The organism is Acidobacteriota bacterium, assembly GCA_012729555.1.
In the GTDB taxonomy this organism is placed as follows: Bacteria; Acidobacteriota; UBA6911; order UBA6911; family UBA6911; genus UBA6911.
In genome coordinates, this window is record JAAYCX010000012.1 from 52,787 (window position 1) to 72,910 (window position 20,124).

Here is a 20,124-nt window from a genome sequence, read left to right on the forward strand (position 1 = left end):
TAGTCGACACAATTTATTTTTGTCAAGCGGAAAATAACCACCCGCCCCCGGGCGCCGCAGGGGCGGGGGACCGGGAGGCTCAATCTGCATCTGGCACCGGGCGGCGGATCGCGTATACTGTTTCTTTTATCTTCATCGACACGAGGAGGTGGAGCTTGATCCGCATACAACGTGCTTTGATAAGTGTTTCCGACAAGAGCGGTCTGGCCGAACTTTCGGGGCGCCTTCGGGAAATGGGGGTCGAACTGCTCTCGACCGGGGGCACCGCCGCCTTTCTCCGGGAGCGGGGGGTCCCCGTCATCGACGTGTCCGACTATACCGGCTTCCCCGAAATCATGGACGGCCGGGTCAAGACACTGCACCCCAGGATTCACGGCGGCCTGCTGGCGCTGCGGGACAATCCGTCGCACCGTTCCCAGATGCAGCGGCAGGGGATCCTGCCGATCGACATGGTCGTCGTCAACCTCTATCCCTTCCGGGAGACCGCGGCGCGGGAAGGAATCGCCTATCCCGAGGTCATCGAGCAGATCGATATCGGCGGGCCCAGCATGATCCGCTCGGCGGCCAAAAACCACGCGGGCGTGGCCGTCGTCACCGACCCCGCCGACTATGCCTGGGTCCTCGCCGAAATGGAACTCCATGAGGGCGCCCTCGGCGCCGGCACCCGTTTCCGGCTGGCGCAGAAGGCGTTCGCGGCCACCGCTTCCTATGACAGCGCCATCGCCGCGTGGTTCGCGGAAAGGGCGTGGTCGGGAGAGGGGGCCGAAAAACCGGAGGACGCCCTTCCCGCCTTGGAGGTGCTGGCCCTCGGCAAGGTCCGCGACCTGCGATACGGCGAAAACCCGCACCAGCGCGCGGCGCTCTACCGCCGGGCGGGGGAGCCGGAGGCGGGCGTGGCCGGGGCCGAAGTGCTGCACGGAAAAGAGCTCAGCTACAACAACCTGCTCGATTCGGACGCCGCCTGGAACCTGGCGCTGGAGTTCGACCGCCCCGCGGCCGCGGTCATCAAGCACACCAACCCCTGCGGCGTGGCCCAGGCCGACACGCTCGCGGAGGCGTACGCCCTGGCACGCGACAGCGATCCGGTCTCGGCCTTCGGCTCGGTGGTGGCGCTCAACCGCCCGGTGGATCGGGACACGGCGGAGGAAATCAACCGGACTTTCGTGGAGGTCGTGCTGGCCCCCGATTTCGCACCCGATGCGCTCGACATCCTGAGGCAGAAGAAAAACCTCCGGCTGCTGCGGGTGAGCGGCGCCGCCCCGGTCGCGCCGCAGCACCGCCAGATCAGCGGCGGCTTCCTCCTCCAGGACAGGGACACCTATTTCCTCGGCCCCGATGAACTCAAGACGGTCACCAGGCGCGCCCCCTCGCGCGAGGAACTGGAGGCGCTGCTGTTCGGCTGGCGCGTTGTCAAGCATGTCAAGAGCAACGCCATCGTCTTCTCCGGCGCCGATCGGATGCTCGGAATCGGCGCCGGGCAGACCAGCCGCGTGGACGCGGTGAAGTGGGGGGCGATGAAGGCCCATCTCCCGCTCGAGGGCTGCGCCATGGCCTCGGACGCCTTCTTCCCCTTCCCCGACGGGCTGCTGGCCGCCGCCGAGTACGGCGTCAGGGCCGTCATCCAGCCGGGCGGGTCGGTGCGCGACGCGGAGGTCATCGAAGCCGCCGACAGCAGGGGAATCGCCATGGTCTTCACCGGGATCCGGCATTTCAAACACTGACTCTGCCGCAGCGGGCGCGCCTGCGGGCGGGCGCGCCTGCGGGCGGGCGCGCCTGCGGGCGGGCGCCTGCGGGCGCGCCCCAAAAGCCATGCCTCCCGATCCCTTCCCCCCGAACGCGCGACCCCGGCTGTCAGAGGCGGCAAGGGCGCTTGCGCTCTGGTACCGCCGCCACGAGAGATATTCGGGCATCGCCCTGTTCGGCGCCGGATTCCTCTGGGATTCCCTGACGCTGACCCGTATCGACAACCTTCTGGACAACGCGCTCCTGCTCTCCTACCTGGCGGCCGCGGGGATCCTGATAGTCCTCATCCTCAGGAGCCGGGCGGGGATCCCCCTCCCCGGGCCGGCGGCAAAACTGCGCCCCTGCTTCCCCTGGGTCCTGCAGTTCCTGTTCGGCGGCCTGTTTTCGAGCTACGTCATCTTTTATTTCAAGAGCGCCTCCTTCACCAGGACCCAGATCTTCTTCCTGATCCTCGTCGCCCTCTGGATCGGCAACGAGTTCCTGCACGACCGGCTCGAGGACGGCCGCCTGCTCGCCGTTCTCTACACCTTCTGCCTCCTTTCCTTCTTCGCCTTCTTCCTGCCGGTGGTCCTGGCGGCCGTCAACGGCGCCATCTTCGCGCTGGCCGGGGTCCTCAGCCTGGGGGTGAGCCTTGCGGTCTTCTCCCTGGCGCTCGGGAGGGCGGGGGTGCCGCGGCGCCTCGCGCTGCGGCCCGTCCTCCCGTGGATCGGGCTCACGCTCCTCGCGGTGAACCTCCTCTACCTCGCCAGCCTCATCCCCCCGGTCCCGCTGGCGCTGAAATCGGCGGGGATCTACCACCACGTGGCGCGCGCCCCGGGCGGTTACGAGGTGAAGCACGTACCCGGTCCGCCGTGGCGGTTCTGGAAGAAATGGGACGACCCCTTTTACCTGGCGCCGGGAGAAAGCGCCTACTGCTATACCGCCATATTCGCGCCCCCGAAGTTCCGCGTCCCCATAAGCCATGTCTGGAGCCGCGCCGCCGAGGGCGGGGGATGGGTGCAGACGGACCGCATCCGGTTCGAGATCCGGGGAGGGCGGGAACGGGGTTTCCGGGGCTATACGCGCAAACAGGGGATCACACCGGGACGATGGAGGGTGGAGGTCGAGACCGAATCGGGCCAGACGCTCGGAAGGATCGATTTTACCGTCGAGGCCAGCCCCCCTTCCCGCCCCCCCCTCCAGGTCGGCCTGATCCCCTGAAAGCACCCGGGCCGCCGCGGCTCCCCTTCTCCCCCTTTTTATGGCACAATCCCCTTTTCCGGCTGGAGAGGATGAACTACTACAATTACTTCACCGAAATCGAGGAACATTTCGTGCGGAGGCGGGGCAAGCACCTGCTGATCTCCCCGACGGACTGGAACCTCATCGCCGCCTGGCGCGACGCCGGCATCCCGCTGCATATAGCACTGCGCGGCATCGACATCGCCATGGACGGCTTCAGCGCGCGGCGCCCCCGAGGGCATTCCAAGGTCAGCAGCCTCTGCTACTGTCATGACGCGGTCATGGAGGCCTACGCCGACTACGCGGAGGCGCATGTCGGGGAGGACACCGGGGAGAGCGCCCGCGGGGGGGGCGAGGCCCCGGAGGATCCCGGGGGGGGCGGCCCGGGAGTGGAGGAGATCGGCGCCTTCCTCGAGGGGAGAATGGCTGAAATAAACGCCCTCTCGGCGAAACAATACCCCGGAGGCGCTCCCGAAGGCGTGGTCCGCGTCCGGGCCCGGCTCGAGGAGATCGCGCGCTCCCGGCGCGCGGGCGCACGGATCGACCCGGAAGCGCTCGAACGCGACCTTCGAATCCTCGACGATCTGCTGATGGAGGAGCTCGGCGGCCGCGTCCCGGCCGAAGAGGCGGCCGAATGGGAGACTGAAGCCCGAAAGGAACTCAAGGAGTACAAAAAGAGGCTGCCGAAGGAGACCTTCGCACGGATCCGCGAAAACTTCATGCACGACCGGATCCGACGAAAGTTCGGGATCGGGGAACTCAGCCTTTTCCGGCTCTGATCCGGACCGGGAGGCCTTCATTCATGGACGGGGAAGAGATGCCGAGCACGTTCACGCTCCGGATCGAACGGCTGGTCTACGGCGGTGACGGCCTGGGCCGGCACGAGGGGAAGGTGGTCTTCGTCCCCTTCTCGGCCCCGGGGGACACCCTGCTGGTGCGGCCGGTCGAGGAGAAGAAAAACTTTGTCCGCGCCTCCGCCGTGCGGGTCCTGGATCCCGGGCCGGGGCGGACGGACCCCGCCTGTCCCCATTTCGGCGCCTGCGGGGGATGTCACTGGCAGCATCTCGAATATGCCCAGCAGGTGGAAGCCAAACGGGGGATCCTCGAGGAGCTGCTGCACCATAAATTTCCAGAAACCTCCGGACTGCCTGTCTCCATGAAGCCCTCCCCCCGGCCGTTCGGATACCGATCCCGGGCCAGGATGCGGTTCGCCAGGATCGGGGCCGATGCCGCCGTCGGTTTCTTCCGGGGCGGTTCGCACACCGTCCTGGATATCGATCACTGCCCCCTCTTCCGGCCTTCGCTGAACGAGGCCCTCAAAGCGCTGCGGGTGCGCCTCGGGAGCCCCGGAGCCGGACGGGAGGCCGGGGAGATCGACATCGCCTGCTCGGAACAGGAGGGCTCCTGGGCCGCCGGTCCGGGGGGGACGCTGCGGCGCCAGGTCGGCGGATTCACCTTCCGGCTGACGCCCGACGTCTTCTTCCAGGCCAACGATTTCCTGGTGGAGGACCTGGCCGGGGCGGTGGCCGCCGCCGCGCGGAATTGCGACCCGGCCGCGGCGCTCGATCTTTTCGCCGGGGTCGGCCTCCTGTCGCTCCCCCTGGCGCGCACCTTCCGAAAAGGGGTCGCCGTCGAGGGTTCTCCGTCCGCCTGCCGGCTGCTGCGGTCCAACGTCGCCGAGGCCGGCTTCGGTCATCTCCAGACGGTGTGCGCCGATGTCGCCGAATGGATGCAGGGGACGGAGCAGCGCGATTTCGGCCTGGTCGTCCTCGACCCTCCGCGCTCCGGCGCCGGGGAACGGGTCATGGAGCAGCTCCGCCGGTGGCGCCCCGCCAGAATCGTGTACGTCTCCTGCGATCCCCAGACCCTCTGCCGCGACCTGGCCCGCCTCGTCCCCGATCCCTACCGGATCGAATCGGTGGAGGGGCTCGACCTGTTTCCCCAGAGCTATCACTTCGAAACCGTCGTCCGCCTCGCGAGGGTGTAGCCACGCCGGATCCGGACCCCCTCCAATCCCCGCACCCCGCCCTCCCCTCCCCCATTGCCCGCGCTCACTCCGCCCGCCCCATGGCGGCCGTGGCCCTTTCCTTCTCCCTCGGGATTCTCCTGGCCGGGGCCTTCCGGGACCACGCCTTCGGCGGGATCCTCGCGGCGGGCCTCATGCTGGCCGCCGCCTCGGGCCTGGCCCTCCACCGCGGCCTGCAGGGCCGGGCCCTGGCGCTCGGGTTGGCGGCCGTGGCGGCGGCGGGATTCCTGGCGGCCGCGGCGCATCGCGATGGGGTCCCGCGCGCCCACCTCCGGCACGCCCTCGCCCGGGGGGACTTTCCCCTGGACGAACCCTCCGCCTTCGACGCCTGCGTCGTCGACGACGGACGGATCCGGGGCGGGGAAAGCGTGCACACGCTCCGCCTGCTCGCCCGGCGCCGGGGAGCGGGATGGATCCCGTGCCGGGGGATGGGAATTCTGCGCGTCACCCATCCCGGGGCGCGGGGTGAGAGCGGGAGGACGCCCCTGCTCGCACGGGGGGACCGGGTCAGGGGGTGGGGCGTCTGGCGGCGGCCCCGCAATTTCGAAAACCCGGGGTCGGAGGACCGGGTCGCCCGGCTGGCCCGGCGCGGAGTCTGGATCGTCGGCAGAACCAAATCACCCCGGCTGCTGGAAATCGAGCCGGGGGGGTGCTCCGGCCCGGTGACCGATCTCGCCGGGCGTGCGCGCACGCGCGTGCGGAAGGCCTTCCGGCCCCTCGCCGACCGGGGGAAGGGGGTGGAAGCCGCGATCCTGGCCAGCCTGACGATAGGAGACTACACGGAGCTGACCGCTCCTGTCAGCGAGGCCTTCAGAAACTCGGGAACGCTTCACGTCCTGGTGGTGTCCGGCCTTCATGTCGCCTGGATCGCGGGGGTTCTCCTCTGCCTGGCCCGGCGCGCCCGGCTCCCGGAACGCCTCCGCTACCTGACGGCGGGCACGGCCATCCTGGCCTATACGGTGATCGTCGGCTTCCAGGCGAGCATCACCCGCTGTTTCTGGGTGTTTGCGCTCTACCTGCTCGGGCGCATGCTCCTGCGGCACGCCGATTCGGTCAACCTCCTTTTCGCCGCGGCCCTCATCCTGCTGGCGGCCAACCCGGACTGGCTGTTCGAAATCGGTTTCCAGCTCTCTTTCCTTTCGGTCCTGGCCATCGTGATGACCGCGTCCCCCCTCATCGAAGAGTGCTGGCACCCCGTCTGCGCGCCCGCGCGGCACACGGGCGAAGCGGAGCGCCTCTTCCTCCGGCCGGGCCGGTGGCACCGCCTCGGGCGGCGCCTGCGTTTCGGGCTCGAACTGACCGCCGAGGCCATGGCCGACCGGGTTTCCCCCGCCGCCGCGCGGGCGTTTCAATGGGTCTGCCGCCATGCGGCCGGCGCCGTGGCGGCGGCGGGGAGCCTGGTTCTCCTATCGCTGGCGGTCGAACTGTGGATCGGACTCCTGCTGGCCCACAACTACAACCGCATCAGCTGGATCGGGCCACTGGCCAACGTGGTCATGGTTCCGCTCTCCTCCCTGACCCTTGCCGCCGGCCTCGGGGCCGCCCTGGCCCCCGGAGGGCCCGGGGCGGCCCTCGTGCCGATCGCCGGAAAATGCGCCGCCCTCCTCCTCGCCTGCGCCCGCGGCGCGGCCGCGGTCCCCGGCGCCTGGCAGCGATGCCCGACCCCGCCGGCCGCCTGGGTGTGGGGGGGGATCGGCCTCCTTTTCCTCTGGTACTTCCTCGGGTGGCGCAGGCGCTGGGTCCCGGCGGCCCTCATGGCCGCCCTTCTCCTGGTCCCGGCCACGGCCCCGACCCCCCTCGTGCAGTCCACCCTCGACCGGTTCCGGCCCCGGCCCGCGCTGGCCGGACGGGGGGACGGGGGGGACTCCGGCCCGGTCCTGGGCTTCACCTTCCTGGATGTCGGCGAAGGGGATGCGATCGTCATCCGTTTTCCCGACGGCGGCCTGTGGCTCCTGGACGCGGGGGGCCTCGTCCTCCCCCCGGCGGAGGAGGAGAGCGGGGAGGGGTTCGACATCGGCGAAGCGGTCGTAAGCCGCTACCTCTGGCACCGGTGGATCCTCCGGCCGGAGAGGGTTCTCCTGTCGCACGCGGATTTGGATCACGCCGGAGGGGTCCCCGCGGTCCTGTCGAACTTCGCCGTCCGCGCATTCGGCTGCGCTCCCGCGCGGGGGGATGCGCGCATCCTGGCCAGGATCCTCGCGGCCGCGGATCGAAAAGGGATCCCCGTGACCCGGGTGGGCCGGGGGGCCGTGCTCGACCGGGGCGCGGTCCGCATCCGGGTCCTCCACCCGGTCCGGGAGGGCGCGCCGACGGCGGCCAACGACCGCTCGCTCGTGATCCGCTTCGCCTACGGCCGCTTTTCGGCCCTGCTGACGGGCGACCTCGAAAAACACGGGGAGAAGGAGCTCCTGGCGCGCGGCTTCCCCCTCGAGAGCCTTCTTCTGAAGGTCGCGCACCACGGCAGCCGGTCGGCCACCTCGGATACGTTTCTGGAAAGCTCCTCGCCGCGCTGGGCCGTCATCTCCGCGGGGAGCCGCAACCCGTTCGGCCATCCCTCCCCGGAGGTGCTGAAGCGCCTCGAACGGCACCGCGCCCGGGTCCTCGTCACGGCGGAGCTGGGGGCCGTCACCTTCGAGACCGACGGCGTCCGCTACGCGATCTCGAGCCACGTCCGGGGCGTTCTGGAACGGGGCACGCTGTGACGGCCGCCCTCTCACTCCCGCCGGTAGGACATGAGGGTCTTCATGTACTGGGCGCGCTCGAAGGCGGCCGGGTCGGAACAGTACTTCTGGCTCATCGACCCCTGCAACTGCCGCACCGACTGGTAGTCGTGCTCCGCCATCCAGTTGCTCATGTCGGTCTCGATCTGCCGCAGGGCGTCCACCCCCCGGGTCAACAGCACCGAACAGAGCATGGTGACATCGGCCCCCGCCATCAGCATCTTGAGGACGTCCTGGGCCGAGTGGATCCCGCTGGTGGCCGCCAGATCGGCTTTCACCCGGCTGTAGAGTATGGCCACCCACCGCAGCGGCAGGCGCATGTCCTGCGGGGTGCTGAGGTTGATGCGCGGCCGCACCTCGAGGTTTTCCAGGTCGATGTCGGGCTGGTAAAAGCGGTTGAAGAGGACCAGGGCGTCCGCCCCCTCCCGGTCCAGCCGCTTGGCCATGTGGGCCATGTTGCTGAAAAAGGGGTGCAGCTTGATGGCCACCGGCAGATGGACCACCGATTTCACCCCCTTGAGGATGTCGATGCACGATTGCTCCACCTCGGCGCCGTTGCGGTCCATTTCCGTGGGCACGGAGTAGACGTTCAGCTCGAGCGCATCGGCCCCCGCCTGTTCGATCTGCCGCGCGAAATCGACCCACCCGCCCAGGGCCGCGCCGTTCAGGCTGCCGATGATGGGGATCTTCACCGACTCCTTCGCCTTGCGGATCTTGTCGAGGTACTCCTCGGGACCGGTGGCGAACTGGGCGGGCTCGGGGAAAAAGGAAAGGGCCTCGGGAAAGCTGTCCGTACCGTACATCCTATGGTACTCGACCGCCTCCTGCTCGCCCCTCACCTGCTCTTCGAAAACCGAATGCAGCACCACGGCCGCGGCGCCGGCGTCCTCCAGGCGCTTGATGGAGTCCACGTCCTCCGAAAGGGGGGAGGCGGAGGGGACCAGGGGCGTTCTCAAATTCAATCCCAGGTATCGGGCACTCAGATCCATATCGAATTCTCCGGCGCAAAAGTAAAAGTCCGTTCACGACAGTGTTACCCCGGATCCGCACCCGCGGTCCGGATGCATCCCTACAGTTCCCGCTCGGCCCGGACGACCCCTTCTTCCGCGCAATACAGGCGCCGGAAACCGAGCTTGTCGCACACCCGCAGCATGTCCCGGTTCTCCGGGAGGATCTCACCGTACACACGTTCGAGTTTCTCCGCGCGCCCGACTTCCAGCAGCCGCTTGAGCAGCTCGTGGCCCAGCCCGCGGTGGTGCCACTGGTCGCTGACGAGGATGGCAAATTCCCCGTCCCGGGTCCCGGGGACCTTGATCAGCCGGCCGATGGCGATGATGTCCTCCCCGGCGGGCCCCTTGTTCAGAATGACCAGGGCGATCTCGCGCCCGTAGTCGATGAAACAGATGCGGGTGAGCTGTTCGTGCGCGATGCGCTGAGCCAGGCGCAGGTTGTGAAAATAGCGGAGATAGACGCTCCGTTCCGAAAGGGTCTCGTGAAACCGGACCATCAACGGCTCGTCCTCCGGCCGGATCGGCCGAATGGTGACGGCGGTGCCGTCCGGCATGGTCCAGGGAAAGACATAGCGGGTCGGATAGGGGCGGATCGCCAGCCGGGGGAGCGATTCCGGGGGCGTCAGCGCCTCGTGCACGATGATGCTCGCGTCCAGGGCCAGGGTCCGGTCGGCGCCGACCAGCAGCGGGTTGATATCGATTTCCCGGATCCAGCGCTGTTCCACCACCAGCAGGCTGAACAGGACCAGCAGCTGCTCGAGCGCCTGCAGGTCGATGTCGGGCCGCTTTTTCATCGCCTCGTAAACCCTCGTCTGCTCCATGAGCCGCCGCGCCAGCGTCATGTTGAGCGGCGGGAGGGCCAGCGCCCGGTCCCGGTAAATCTCCAGCTGCCTCCCCCCGGAGCCGAACATCAGCACCGGGCCGAACTGTGGATCGAGAAAGCTCCCGATGATGAGGTCGAACCCGTCGGAGCGGATCATCGGCTGTACGGTGACCCCCTGGAAGTGATCGGGGCCGTAACGGTCGAGGACCGTCTCCCGGATCCCCTGGAACGCCCGGCGCACGGCCGCCGCATCCCCGAGATTGAGCCGCACGCCCCCGGCCTGGTGCTTGTGCGCGATCCGGTCGGAGGCGAGCTTGAGCACCACGGGGTACCCGATCTCCCCGGCCAGCCGGACCGCATCCTCCTCCGCCGTCGTCATGCGCGTTTCCACGGAGGGGATGGCGTAGGCCTCCAGGATCTTCTTGGATTCGAATTCATTCAGCAGCGTCCGCCCCGCCTCCCGCGCCGCGCGGACCCTCTCCTCCGCCAGCGTCCGGTCCCTCACCTCGTCCAGGGAGGGGGTGAGCATGGGCGTTTCGTACAGGCCGCGCAGGTTGTAGGTATAGCGCCACATGTAATTGAACGCCCGCACGGCGGTATCCGGGTAGGGGAAGGTGGGGATGTTGTTCCGGTTCAGGATGGCCTCGCCCGCCGCCACGGCCGCCCCCCCCATCCAGCTGGCCAGGATCGGCTTGTCGCCCAGCCGCGCCAGCGGCCTCAGCTGCTCCGCGGTCCGGGTGGAATCCGTGCCGGCCTGGGGCGCCAGGATGACCAGGACGCCGTCGCTGCCGGGATCCTTGGCGGCGATTTCCACCGCGCTCTGGTAGCGCTCAGGGGAGGCGTCGCCGAGGATGTCGACGGGGTTGATGTGGCTCCAGTATTCGGGCAGAAGCCGGTCGAGTTCCTCCACCGATTCCGCCCCCAGGGAGGCCAGCTCCCCCCCCCCGCTGATGAGGGCGTCGGTGGCCATCACCCCCAGCCCCCCGGCGTTGGTGACGATGGCCAGGCGCGGCCCCCTCGGTTTGGGCTGCTTGGCCAGGACCTCCGCCATGTAAAAAAGGTCGGAGATGTTGTTGACCCGCAGCACGCCCCCGCGGCGAAAGACCGCGTCCAGGACATCATCGGCCCCGGCCAGGGAACCGGTGTGCGATGCGGCGGCGCGCACGCTCGGCTCCGTCCTCCCCCCCTTGATGAGGATGATGGGTTTGGTAAGGGCCACCTCCCGGGCGGCGCTGAGAAAGGCGCGCGCATCCCCGATCGATTCCATGTAGATCAGGATGCTGCGGGTCCGCTGGTCCTCGCCGAGGTAATCGATCAGATCCCCCCACCCGACATCGAGCATCGATCCGACGGAAATGAAGGAACTGAAGCCCACCATTTCCCGCAGGCTCCAGTCGAGCACGGCGGTGCACAGGGCGCTGCTCTGGCTGAGGAAGGCCACGTTCCCCGCCCTCGCCATGCCGCCGGCGTAGGTGGCGTTCAGCCCGGTCAGCGGGCTCATGACCCCCAGGCAGTTGGGGCCGATGATGCGCAGCGTCCCGCGCCGGGCGTTGGCCAGGATCGTCTCCTCGATTTTCAGGCCGGCGGGCCCGGTCTCCTTGAAGCCGGCGGAAAGGATGACGGCCGCCTTGACCCCGGCCTCCACGCATTCGGCGACCAGGTCGGGGACCGATTCGGCCGGGGTCGCCACCACGGCCAGGTCCACCTTTTCCGGGACCGCGGAGAGGGCGGGGTACGCCTTGATCCCCAGGACGCTCGCGTGCTCGGGGTTGACGGGAAAGACGGTGCCGCCGAACGGGTTGGTCACCAGGTTCCACAGCACCGCCCTGCCGATGCTGTCGGCGCTTTCGGTGGCGCCGAGGACCGCGACGGTGCGAGGGGAGAAAAAAGCCCCGAGCGGCTGTTCATGGCGATGGAGCATGCTGCTGGAGAGATCGGTGCGCGGGGGGACGGGACGGGTGAGGTCCGGTCCTGCAGGGCTCTCTGGAATCATGCGCAACCTCGGGATATGGATACCGTTACCGGATCCCCGGCGACCTGAAAGCGTCACGGGGATTGTATCAGGCCCCGGGGCCCTTTATCCACCACTGTATCCCAACGCCCCCGGCAGGCACAACCGCCGCCGGCTCCCCGGCGGGACCGGGGCCGCATTTACCGGTTGATTCTGCCTTCCACCTCGGTAAGAATAGCGCGCATGGATGCTGCGATCATAGGTAGAATTGCCCTGGAAACCGCGATACCCGAAGCTTCCGTTTCGGCCGTCGTCACCCTTTTGAAAACCGGGTTCACCGGCCCCTTCATCGTCCGCTACCGCAAGGAGGCCACCGCGGGGATGGACGAAGCGAAGGTCCGGGCCATCCAGGACCGCATGGCCCACTACCGGGGGGTGCTCGATCAGCGGGCGTCCCTGGTGAAGACCCTTTCCGAACAGGGACGGCTGACAGAGGAACTGAGGACGCAGATCGAAAGCTCCTTTTCCAGGGCCGAACTGGCCGACCTCGAGCACCAGTTCCGCCCCCGGAAGAAGACGCGCGCCATGGAAGCGATCGAAAAGGGGCTCCAGCCCCTGGCCGAATACTTCTGGAACCAGGAGCTCGACGCCTGGAGCGCGGAGGAGCACATCGACGTTTTTGTCGATCCCTCCAAGGGCATCCTCAACCGGGAGCAGGCGCTCGAAGGGGTCGTGGACATCCTCGCGGAATACGTGGCGGAAAATTTCGAGCACCGCAAGAAACTGCGCGAGATGCTCTGGAGCGAGGGCCTGCTGGCATCCTCCGTGGTCCCCGCCAAGGCCGGGCAGAAGACCAAGTACGCGATGTACTACGACCGCAGGGAGCCGGTCACCACGATCCCGTCTCACAGGGTTCTGGCCATCCGCAGGGGGTGCAAGGAGGGGGTGCTCATCTCCTCCATCGAGGGAGACAACGCCAGGGCCATCGAATTCCTGGCGGCGGCCCACATCAGGGACCGGGAGTCCCTGTTCACCCCGGTGATCGAGGCGGCCGTCCGTGAAAGCTACAACCGCATCCTGCGGCCGATGATCGAGTCGGAAGTCCGGAGCCAGCTCAAGGAACGCGCCGACCGGGAAGCCATCAGGATATTCCAGGAAAACCTGGCCAATCTGCTCCTATCCCCCCCGGCCGGCCCGATCGTCGCCATGGGAGTGGATTGGGGCAAGGGAAACGAATGCAGCGTGGCCGTGATCGATGAAACCGGCAGGTTTCTGGAAGGGGCCAGGGTCCGCTTCTCCCCCGCGGCCGGGACATCCCCCGCGGCCGCGGCCGCTCCCTCCCCCGCTCCCCGAGCCGACTCACCCGCCGGACCGACCGCCGCGGTGCTGGGTGACGCCCCCGGGATCGCCAGGCTTGAAGTTTCGTCGGGGCGGGATGAAGCCCCATGCCCGCCGCCGGCCGATGCCGGGGCCGGCACCGAAACAACGGCGCCTGAGGCTGTTGATTCCAAGGCTACAGCGCCCGAGGCAGCGGCGCCTGAGACGGCCGTACCCGAAGCGGCGGCGCCTGAGACGGCCGTACCCGAAGCGGCCGCGCCTGAGACGGCCGTACCCGAGGCAGCGGCGGCGCTTGAGACGGCCGTACCCGAAGCGGCGGCGCCCGAGACGGCCGTACCCGAAGAGGCGGCGCCTGAGACGGCCGTACCCGAGGCGGCGGCGCCTGAGACGGCCGTACCCGAGGCGGCCGCGCCTGAGACGGCCGTACCCGAAGCGGCCGCGCCTGAGACGGCCGTACCCGAAGCGGCCGCGCCTGAGGCTGAGGCGCCCGAAGCGACGGCACCCGAGGCAACCGCGCCCGAGACAGCGGCAGCCGAAGCGACGGCACCCGAGGCAACCGCGCCCGAGACAGCGGCAGCCGAAGCCGCGGAATCGGTGGGGGATGCCGGCACCGTCCTCCGGGACCTTATCGCCCGGCACAAGGTAGGGGCGGTGGCGTTCGGGACCGGGACCGGGGCGCGTGAACTGGAAAACCTCCTGAGACAGATCGTTACAGAGACGGGCTCGGACGACATCATGATCGCCAGCGTCAATGACGCCGGCATAGCCATCTACGCGTCGTCCCGCATCGCCCGTGAGGAGCTGCCCGATTCCAGCGCGTCCCTGCGCTGCGCCATGAGCCTCGCCCGGAGACTGCAGGACCCGCTCGCCGAACTGGTGAAAATCGACCCGAAGCTCATCGGTGTCGGACAGTACCAGCACGACGTGGATCAGAAGGAGCTGCACCGCGGGTTGGTCCAGACGGTCCAGTACTGCGTCAACAGCGTGGGGGTCAACCCGAATACGGCCGGGGAGTCGCTCCTGCGCTACGTGTCGGGTCTCAACGACAAGCTCGCCCGCAAGATCGTGGGCTTCCGCAACTCCCAGGATTTTTTCAGATCGCGCGAAGGGCTCAAAACCGCGATCGGACTGGATGACGCCAGCTACCGGCAGGCGGCCGGTTTCCTCCGCATCCCGGACGGGGACCATCCGCTGGACTGCACCGCGATTCACCCCGAGGCCTATCCGGTGGTCGAAAAGATGGCCGCGGCTCAGGGCGGGGAGATCCGGGATCTCCTGGAAAACCAGGAAAAAGTGACCTCGCTGAAGCTCGATGATTTCGTGACCGACGAAATCGGGCTCCCCACTCTCGACGACATCCGGGAAGAGCTCCTGCACCCCGGCCGGGATCCCCGCAGGGCGTTCCGGGTTCCCAAGTTCCGGTCCGATGTCCGGCAGATGTCGGACCTCCAGCCGGGCATGACGATGGAAGGGACGGTCACCAATGTCACCAATTTCGGAGCCTTCGTGGACATCGGGGTCCGCCAGGACGGGCTGGTGCACCTGAGCCAGATGTCCAACCGCTTCATCCGCGATCCGCGCGAGGCGGTGAAGGTGGGCGACATCGTGCAGGTGAAGGTCCTTTCGGTCGAGATGGAAACCCAGAGGATAGGGCTGTCGATGAAGGCGCTCCTGGGGGGAGGACGCCGACGGCAGAAGCCGCAGCGGCGCGGGCGGAAGACGTCCCCGGCTCCGCGAGAAGGGCAGAGCCGCGGCGAGGCCGGTCCGGATTCCCGGAACCCCTCCCGCGCCGACCGACCCGGAGCCAACCGTTCGCGGGAAGCCTCCGGTCGCAGACGGGGCCCCCGGAAGCCGGAGGGTTCCCGGAAGCCGGAAAGCGCCCCTTCGGCGGAGCGGAATGAAGATCCCGCTTCCGACGGGCCGACACCGACCCTTCAGGAGAAGATCGCCATTCTTCAGTCCAAGTTCCGTGGTATCCACTGAAAAAGCCCGGGGCGCCTCGGCGCCGGGGAACGGAAAGCATCGAAGCACAGCCGGGGGGCATGGTGGCATGCGCCAGAGCGACTATCTGGATATTCTCTGCAACACGGCCGACGGGGTCTTCATCACCGACGCCCACAAGCGTATCGTCCGCTGGAACAAGGGGGCGGAAAAGATCCTGGGCTACCCCGAATCGGATACCCTTCACCGGAGCTGTTTCGAGGTGATTTCCGGGAAGGCGCCCGCCGGGGCGGGCCCCTGCGGCCAGGATTGCGCCGTGCACCGGAGCGGGGTTGAAGGGACGCCCCGGGGGAATTTCGACCTCGAGGCCGTCCACAGCTCCGGCCTCCCGGTCTGGATCAACGTCACCCTCCTGTCCAGTGCCGCCCCGGAAGCGCCCTTCGTCACGCACATCCTGCGCGACGTGACCCGGGACAGGAGGATGAAGCTGGCCCTCGACCGCTTCCTCGCGGAACTGAAATCCTCCGGACCGAACGCGGCCGCGCCCGGTGCCGGACCTGCGGAGGGATACGCCGTCCAGCCTCAAGACCAGGTCGGCCGGCCCGCCTTCGCGGCGCTGTCGGCGCGTGAACTGGAGGTGCTGACCCTGCTTGCGGAGGGACTTTCTACCAAGGCGCTGGCCCGAAAGCTCGACATCAGCCATTTCACGGCCAGAAATCACATACAGAACATCCTGGTGAAACTCGAGCTGCACAGCAAGGCGCAGGCCGTCTCTTTCGCCTTCAAACAAGGAATCCTGTAACCTCCGGACTTTTTGGGGACATGCGTCGCGAGGCAAACAAAGATCTGTTTTCAGACTGGCCCCGGGCGGTGTCCTGGCCCCCGGACGGGTCGCGGACACCGGTCGAGAACCTGGTGGAGTACCTCCTGACCGGGCAGGGCTCCGATACGCCCGCCGAGGAGATGCGCCGACGGGCGGAGGAGGTGCTCCGCTTCGACCCGCAACGTGCACGGGTCGTGGTCCTGGGAGGGGGGACGGGCCTGTCCACGATCGTGGGGGGCAACTCCCAGGCGCCGGACTGGCCCGACGAGCCGTTCGCGGGGCTGAAGCGGTTCTTCCCGCATCTTACCGCCATCGTCTGCACGACCGACGACGGCGGATCGACCGGACGGCTGCTGCAGTCGCTTCCCATGATCGGCGTGGGAGATATCCGGAAGCTGCTGCTTTCCTATATCCTTCCCCGGAATCTCGAGCGCACGTACGCGCTCTCCGGAGAGGGAGCGCTCGAACTGGTCCGGCTGGTTCACCGCCTGTTCAATCACCGGTTCGACCGGCATCCCCGAAACCGCCGGCGGGCGGCCGACCCCCTGCTCGTCCTCCCCCGGGCCATGCGTCCGTCGTGCCCCGAAAGCCTTGCCGGGGCGCTGGCCGAACTGGGCGCCTGCGCCTGTGCGCCGCCGCCGGGCCTGGGCATCCGCCCCGCCGGCCACGCCCTGGGAAACCTGCTGCTGACGGCCGCCATTTTCCGGGCGGCCGGGGGAAGGACCGACCGGCCGCCGGGGCTGGGAGAGATCCAGAGGGGAATCGACCATATCGCCTCCCTGATCGGAGCCCCGGCCGGGCGCATCCTCCCGGCCACCTCGACGCCGGGGCAGCTGGAGTTCCGCTATGCCAACGGGGTGGCGGTCTACGGGCAGAGCAAGTCGGCATCCGCCCGCCGGGACACGCCGGTGGACAGGGTGACCGCCCTGTTCAACAGCCGGCCCGCGGTCGGCTCCGCGGTGACGCGGGCGATCCGGGAGGCGGACCTGATCCTCCTGGCGCCCGGAAGCCTGTACACCAGCATCATCCCCATCCTCCAGCTGGAGCCGATCACCGCCGCCATCCGGGCCAACCGCGGCGCCCTGAAGATTCTGGCGGCCAACTCCTGGGTCCAGGAGGGGGAAACGGACATTTCGCTGAAGAACCAGGCGCGCGGGTTCCTCGTCTCGGAGCTGGTCGAAGCCTATGACCGGAATGTGCCGCAGGGGATCCGCGGGCTGTTCGACATCGTGCTGAGCGCCAACCTGGAGCATGTCCCGGGAAACATCCTGCGCAATTACGCGCTCGAGGGGAAGAGCCCCATCCACCTCGACCGCGCCGCGGTGGAGGCCATGGGAGTGCACCCGGTCGAAGCCACCCTCTTCTCCCCGAACCGGCCCGCGACAACGCTCGCCATTCATCACGACCCGGGCAGGTTCGCCCTGGCCATCCGCACCCTGCTCTACACCGACAATCATTCCGGGGGACGGACGGGGTGGAACCTCCGCGGCGCCCCCCCCCACCGCCGGAAGAAGGAGGGGCGGAAGCCCCCGGCGCCCGGCGGCCGGGCCCCCCTCCTCTGCCGCCATCTCGAATCCATACGGACCGCCCTCGAAGGCAAGGTCTTCAAGCCGGCCTGGCTGCGCGATCTGTTCATGAAGGTCGCGTGGGACAACCGCGACATCCGGAGCCGCCACCTGGAGTTCTTCCGGGGGGTGCGCCTCCGGCCCGCGGTCCAATGGGACCGGAGCACCGACTGGGACAACGTGCTGGGATATTTCAGCCCGGAGGACCGCTTTCTCTACCTGCACGAGGACCTGCGGTCCCAACCCTCCAGGCTCCGGGACGACCTCCTGGTGGCGCTCGGGGAGTCGCTGCTGGGGAGCTATGTCCGTCAGCGCCGCTGGATCCGGCAAAACGGCTCCCGCCGCTATGAAATCGTCCTCGCCCCCCCCGGCGAGAGGAGGAGCTTCCTCTCCGACGACGGGCTGAGGACCTACCTCCGGCTGGCCCGCATGGTCCCCGACCGGGCCGATCCGGGGGTCTTCGGCATCACGATCAACGAGGACGGGGGATTCATCCCCCCGGGGCTGCTGTTCGGGCTGCTCTTCTGCTGGTACCTCACCGGCAGGGGGCTCACGATGGAATACGAGATGACGCTGCTCCGGTGGCCGCCCAGGAGCCTGATCCCCCTGCACGCCGGGGACCGCCGCCGCAAGGAGGCCCTGGTCCGCTTCTTCCGCACCGAGATCTTCGGGCACGAGGCCTGACCCGCCGGTCCGCGGCGGGACGCAAAATCTTTCCCCGGGGTTTGACTCCGTGGCTTTCCGATATTATCTTTGCAGCGGCAATCAAAGCAATGTATGGAGGTTTAGGCCGTGCCTATCTACGAGTACCAGTGCACCAAATGCGGCGAGATTTTCGAGGCTTTCCAGAAGGTGTCCGACGAGCCGCTCACCGAATGCCGGTTCTGCAAAGCCAGGGTGGAGAAGCTGATCAGCCATTCGAGCTTCCAGCTCAAGGGGAGCGGATGGTACCTCACCGACTACGCCAAGCGTTCCTCCTCCCCGTCGGGGACGGAAACGTCCAGCCCGGGCGCGGGTCCGTCCAAGCCCGCGGAATCCGGGTCCCCGGCAGCCGCCGGGAGCAAGGCTTCCGAAAGCAAGGTCTGACCTTTTTGGGGGGGCCATGCCCTTTTCGCATCCACAGAGAAGCCTGCTGGTAGAGGCCCTGAACGACGCGGAAGAACGCACGATGGAGTATTACCGCATCCCCCCCTTCCGCTGGGAACAGCTCCGCTACGACCTCCTGACCCAGAAGGACACCGAGTGGGAACCCCTGCCGGACCCAGCGCTGGCGAGGGTCCGCCCGGTGCAGCAGGCGCACCGCGACCGCTTGTTCGATTTTTACCGCATCGAGCTCAACGACCCCGGCATCCTGGCCGCGGCCAGGCGGGAACGGCTCACCGACCGCCTCTACCCCTTTTTCGTCTATATCCTCACCCATGAAATCGTCCACATGGTCCGGCTGAGCAGCATCCTGGGGGAGGACGCGGACTCCCTCCCCCCGTGCGACGAAGCCGAGGAGCGCCGCGTCGAGGATATCTCCCGCCGGATCCTGACCGGCTCCGATTTCGAGCCCGTACTCCGCAGGTTCTGCACCGGCGCGATCCCGCTTTAAAATCGGGCCGGGGCATGGCATCATGCCCCCTTTACGGGAGGGAGCGCGGAGCCATGACAAAACGAAAACTGGCGGATTCGGCGGCGGAACACAAGGCCCACGCCGACATCCGCGCGCGGGTAGGGATCATCACCCTCTCCTCCTCGCGCACCCTGGCCAGCGACAGGTCCGGGGACGTGATCCAGGAGCTGCTCGAGAGCCGCGGCCATGAGGTGACGGCGCGCAAGGTCCTTCCCGACGACCGCCGGCGGCTGCGGGCGGCGGTGCGCGCGCTGGTCCGGAACGGGAAGATCCAGGCCATCATCACCACGGGCGGGACCGGGCTCGCCCCGAGCGACGTCACGATCGAGGCGGTCAGGGACATGCTCGACAAGGAACTCCCCGGTTTCAACGCCCTCTTCATGTTCCTCAGCTACCCGCAGGTGAAGAGCGCGGCCATGCTTTCCCGCGCCCTGGCCGGCTCCGTCGGGGGAAAGATCCTCTTCTGCCTGCCCGGCAGCCCCCGGGCCTGCCGGCTGGCGATGGAATCGATCATCCTGCCCGAACTCGGCCACGCGCTGTCGATGATCGGGAGCCGCTAGATGCCGCCGCGGCGAACCCGCACCTGCCGTCTCTTCCTGTTCGATCTCGACGGGACGCTGATCGATTCCCAGGAGGATATCGTCAGGTCGCTCGACCTCGCTCTGGGCCGCCTGCACCTGCCCGCGATCCCCGCCGCGCGGATCGGAAGCTTCGTCGGGGACGGGGTGCAGGCCCTCGTCGAACGGGCCCTCGCCGAATCGGCGGGACGCCCCCCCCTCCCGGAGGAAGCCGCGCGCGGAGTGCAGCTGTTCCGGGAGGAATACGGCCGCCACCTCCTGGACCGCACGCACCTGTACCCGGGCGCCGCGGAAGCCCTCGAGCGGCTCGACTGGGCCCGCTACGCCCTGGTGTCGAACAAACCCGCCGATTTCTGCCGGCGCATCCTCGAGGGGCTGGGGGTGGCCGGCCGCTTCGATGTCATCCTGGGAGGGGACAGCACCCCCGACCGCAAGCCCGATCCCGGGCCGCTGCTGGAAGCCATGCACCGGTGCCGGATCCCCGCCTCGGAATCGGTCATGGTGGGCGACAGCCGGGTGGACATCGAGGCGGGGAGGCGGGCGGGCGTTTTCACCTGCGGCGTGCTGGGAGGCTTCCGGCCCGAAGAGGAGCTCGCGTCCTCCGGGTGCGATCTCCTGATCCGGAACCTGACGGAGCTCTGCGACCATTTCCGCCCGCCGGGGGCCGGCGGCGGATGAAATCGGCCTCCGGGCCCTTTCCGACGGCGGGCGGGGACGGGAGATTGGGAATGACCCGGGGCGGGGGCGTCTGATAGAATACGTTCAAGGGC

Annotated in this window: 14 protein-coding genes; 12 read left to right on the plus strand and 2 right to left on the minus strand. The window is 68.3% G+C overall.

Annotated features, from left to right (window positions below):
• Positions 1 to 155: 155 nt before the first annotated feature.
• From purH to GXY47_03190, 5 genes are all read left to right on the plus strand, one after another.
• The gene (purH, locus tag GXY47_03170) at positions 156 to 1,721 is read left to right on the plus strand and encodes a bifunctional phosphoribosylaminoimidazolecarboxamide formyltransferase/IMP cyclohydrolase (GenBank protein ID NLV30132.1); all 1,566 of its coding nucleotides are present in this window, start codon (positions 156 to 158) and stop codon (positions 1,719 to 1,721) included.
• A gap of 88 nt (positions 1,722 to 1,809) precedes the next feature.
• Positions 1,810 to 2,943 carry a DUF2914 domain-containing protein gene (locus GXY47_03175; GenBank protein NLV30133.1) on the plus strand — a complete coding sequence of 378 codons (1,134 nt, stop codon included), beginning with the start codon at positions 1,810 to 1,812 and terminating at the stop codon, positions 2,941 to 2,943.
• Between the two features lie 71 nt (positions 2,944 to 3,014).
• A complete protein-coding gene (locus GXY47_03180) occupies positions 3,015 to 3,743 on the plus strand; it encodes a hypothetical protein (GenBank protein ID NLV30134.1) in 729 nt (242 codons plus the stop codon).
• A 23-nt stretch (positions 3,744 to 3,766) separates the two neighbouring features.
• Positions 3,767 to 4,951 carry a class I SAM-dependent RNA methyltransferase gene (locus GXY47_03185; GenBank protein NLV30135.1) on the plus strand — a complete coding sequence of 395 codons (1,185 nt, stop codon included), beginning with the start codon at positions 3,767 to 3,769 and terminating at the stop codon, positions 4,949 to 4,951.
• 89 nt (positions 4,952 to 5,040) lie between these two features.
• Positions 5,041 to 7,692 (plus strand): ComEC/Rec2 family competence protein, encoded by a 2,652-nt coding sequence (locus GXY47_03190; protein NLV30136.1) that lies wholly within the window; start codon positions 5,041 to 5,043, stop codon positions 7,690 to 7,692.
• Between the two features lie 11 nt (positions 7,693 to 7,703).
• Here the strand turns inward: GXY47_03190 and GXY47_03195 are convergent, their stop codons facing one another.
• Both GXY47_03195 and GXY47_03200 read right to left on the minus strand, forming a co-directional pair.
• A complete protein-coding gene (locus GXY47_03195; GenBank protein NLV30137.1) occupies positions 7,704 to 8,699 on the minus strand; it encodes a dihydroorotate dehydrogenase-like protein in 996 nt (331 codons plus the stop codon).
• Positions 8,700 to 8,779: 80 nt separating this feature from the next.
• Entirely contained in the window at positions 8,780 to 11,464 is a 2,685-nt protein-coding gene (locus tag GXY47_03200; GenBank protein NLV30138.1) for a bifunctional acetate--CoA ligase family protein/GNAT family N-acetyltransferase, read from the minus strand.
• 273 nt (positions 11,465 to 11,737) lie between these two features.
• Between GXY47_03200 and GXY47_03205 the strand changes: the two genes are divergently transcribed.
• The 7 genes from GXY47_03205 (at position 11,738) to GXY47_03235 (ending at position 20,032) form a co-directional block, all read left to right on the plus strand.
• Complete coding sequence (locus GXY47_03205; GenBank protein NLV30139.1) at positions 11,738 to 14,815, plus strand: S1 RNA-binding domain-containing protein; 3,078 nt, start codon at positions 11,738 to 11,740, stop codon at positions 14,813 to 14,815.
• A 67-nt stretch (positions 14,816 to 14,882) separates the two neighbouring features.
• Complete coding sequence (locus tag GXY47_03210) at positions 14,883 to 15,575, plus strand: PAS domain-containing protein (protein ID NLV30140.1); 693 nt, start codon at positions 14,883 to 14,885, stop codon at positions 15,573 to 15,575.
• Between the two features lie 161 nt (positions 15,576 to 15,736).
• Positions 15,737 to 17,845 carry a YvcK family protein gene (locus GXY47_03215; GenBank protein ID NLV30141.1) on the plus strand — a complete coding sequence of 703 codons (2,109 nt, stop codon included), beginning with the start codon at positions 15,737 to 15,739 and terminating at the stop codon, positions 17,843 to 17,845.
• A 108-nt stretch (positions 17,846 to 17,953) separates the two neighbouring features.
• Complete coding sequence (locus GXY47_03220; GenBank protein ID NLV30142.1) at positions 17,954 to 18,247, plus strand: zinc ribbon domain-containing protein; 294 nt, start codon at positions 17,954 to 17,956, stop codon at positions 18,245 to 18,247.
• A 16-nt stretch (positions 18,248 to 18,263) separates the two neighbouring features.
• Entirely contained in the window at positions 18,264 to 18,755 is a 492-nt protein-coding gene (locus GXY47_03225) for a hypothetical protein (GenBank protein ID NLV30143.1), read from the plus strand.
• 53 nt (positions 18,756 to 18,808) lie between these two features.
• Positions 18,809 to 19,336, plus strand: coding sequence for a MogA/MoaB family molybdenum cofactor biosynthesis protein (locus GXY47_03230; protein NLV30144.1), 528 nt, complete (start codon positions 18,809 to 18,811; stop codon positions 19,334 to 19,336).
• Positions 19,337 to 20,032, plus strand: a complete 696-nt coding sequence (locus GXY47_03235; protein ID NLV30145.1) for an HAD-IA family hydrolase — start codon at positions 19,337 to 19,339, stop codon at positions 20,030 to 20,032. It begins immediately after the preceding gene.
• Positions 20,033 to 20,124 lie beyond the last annotated feature (92 nt).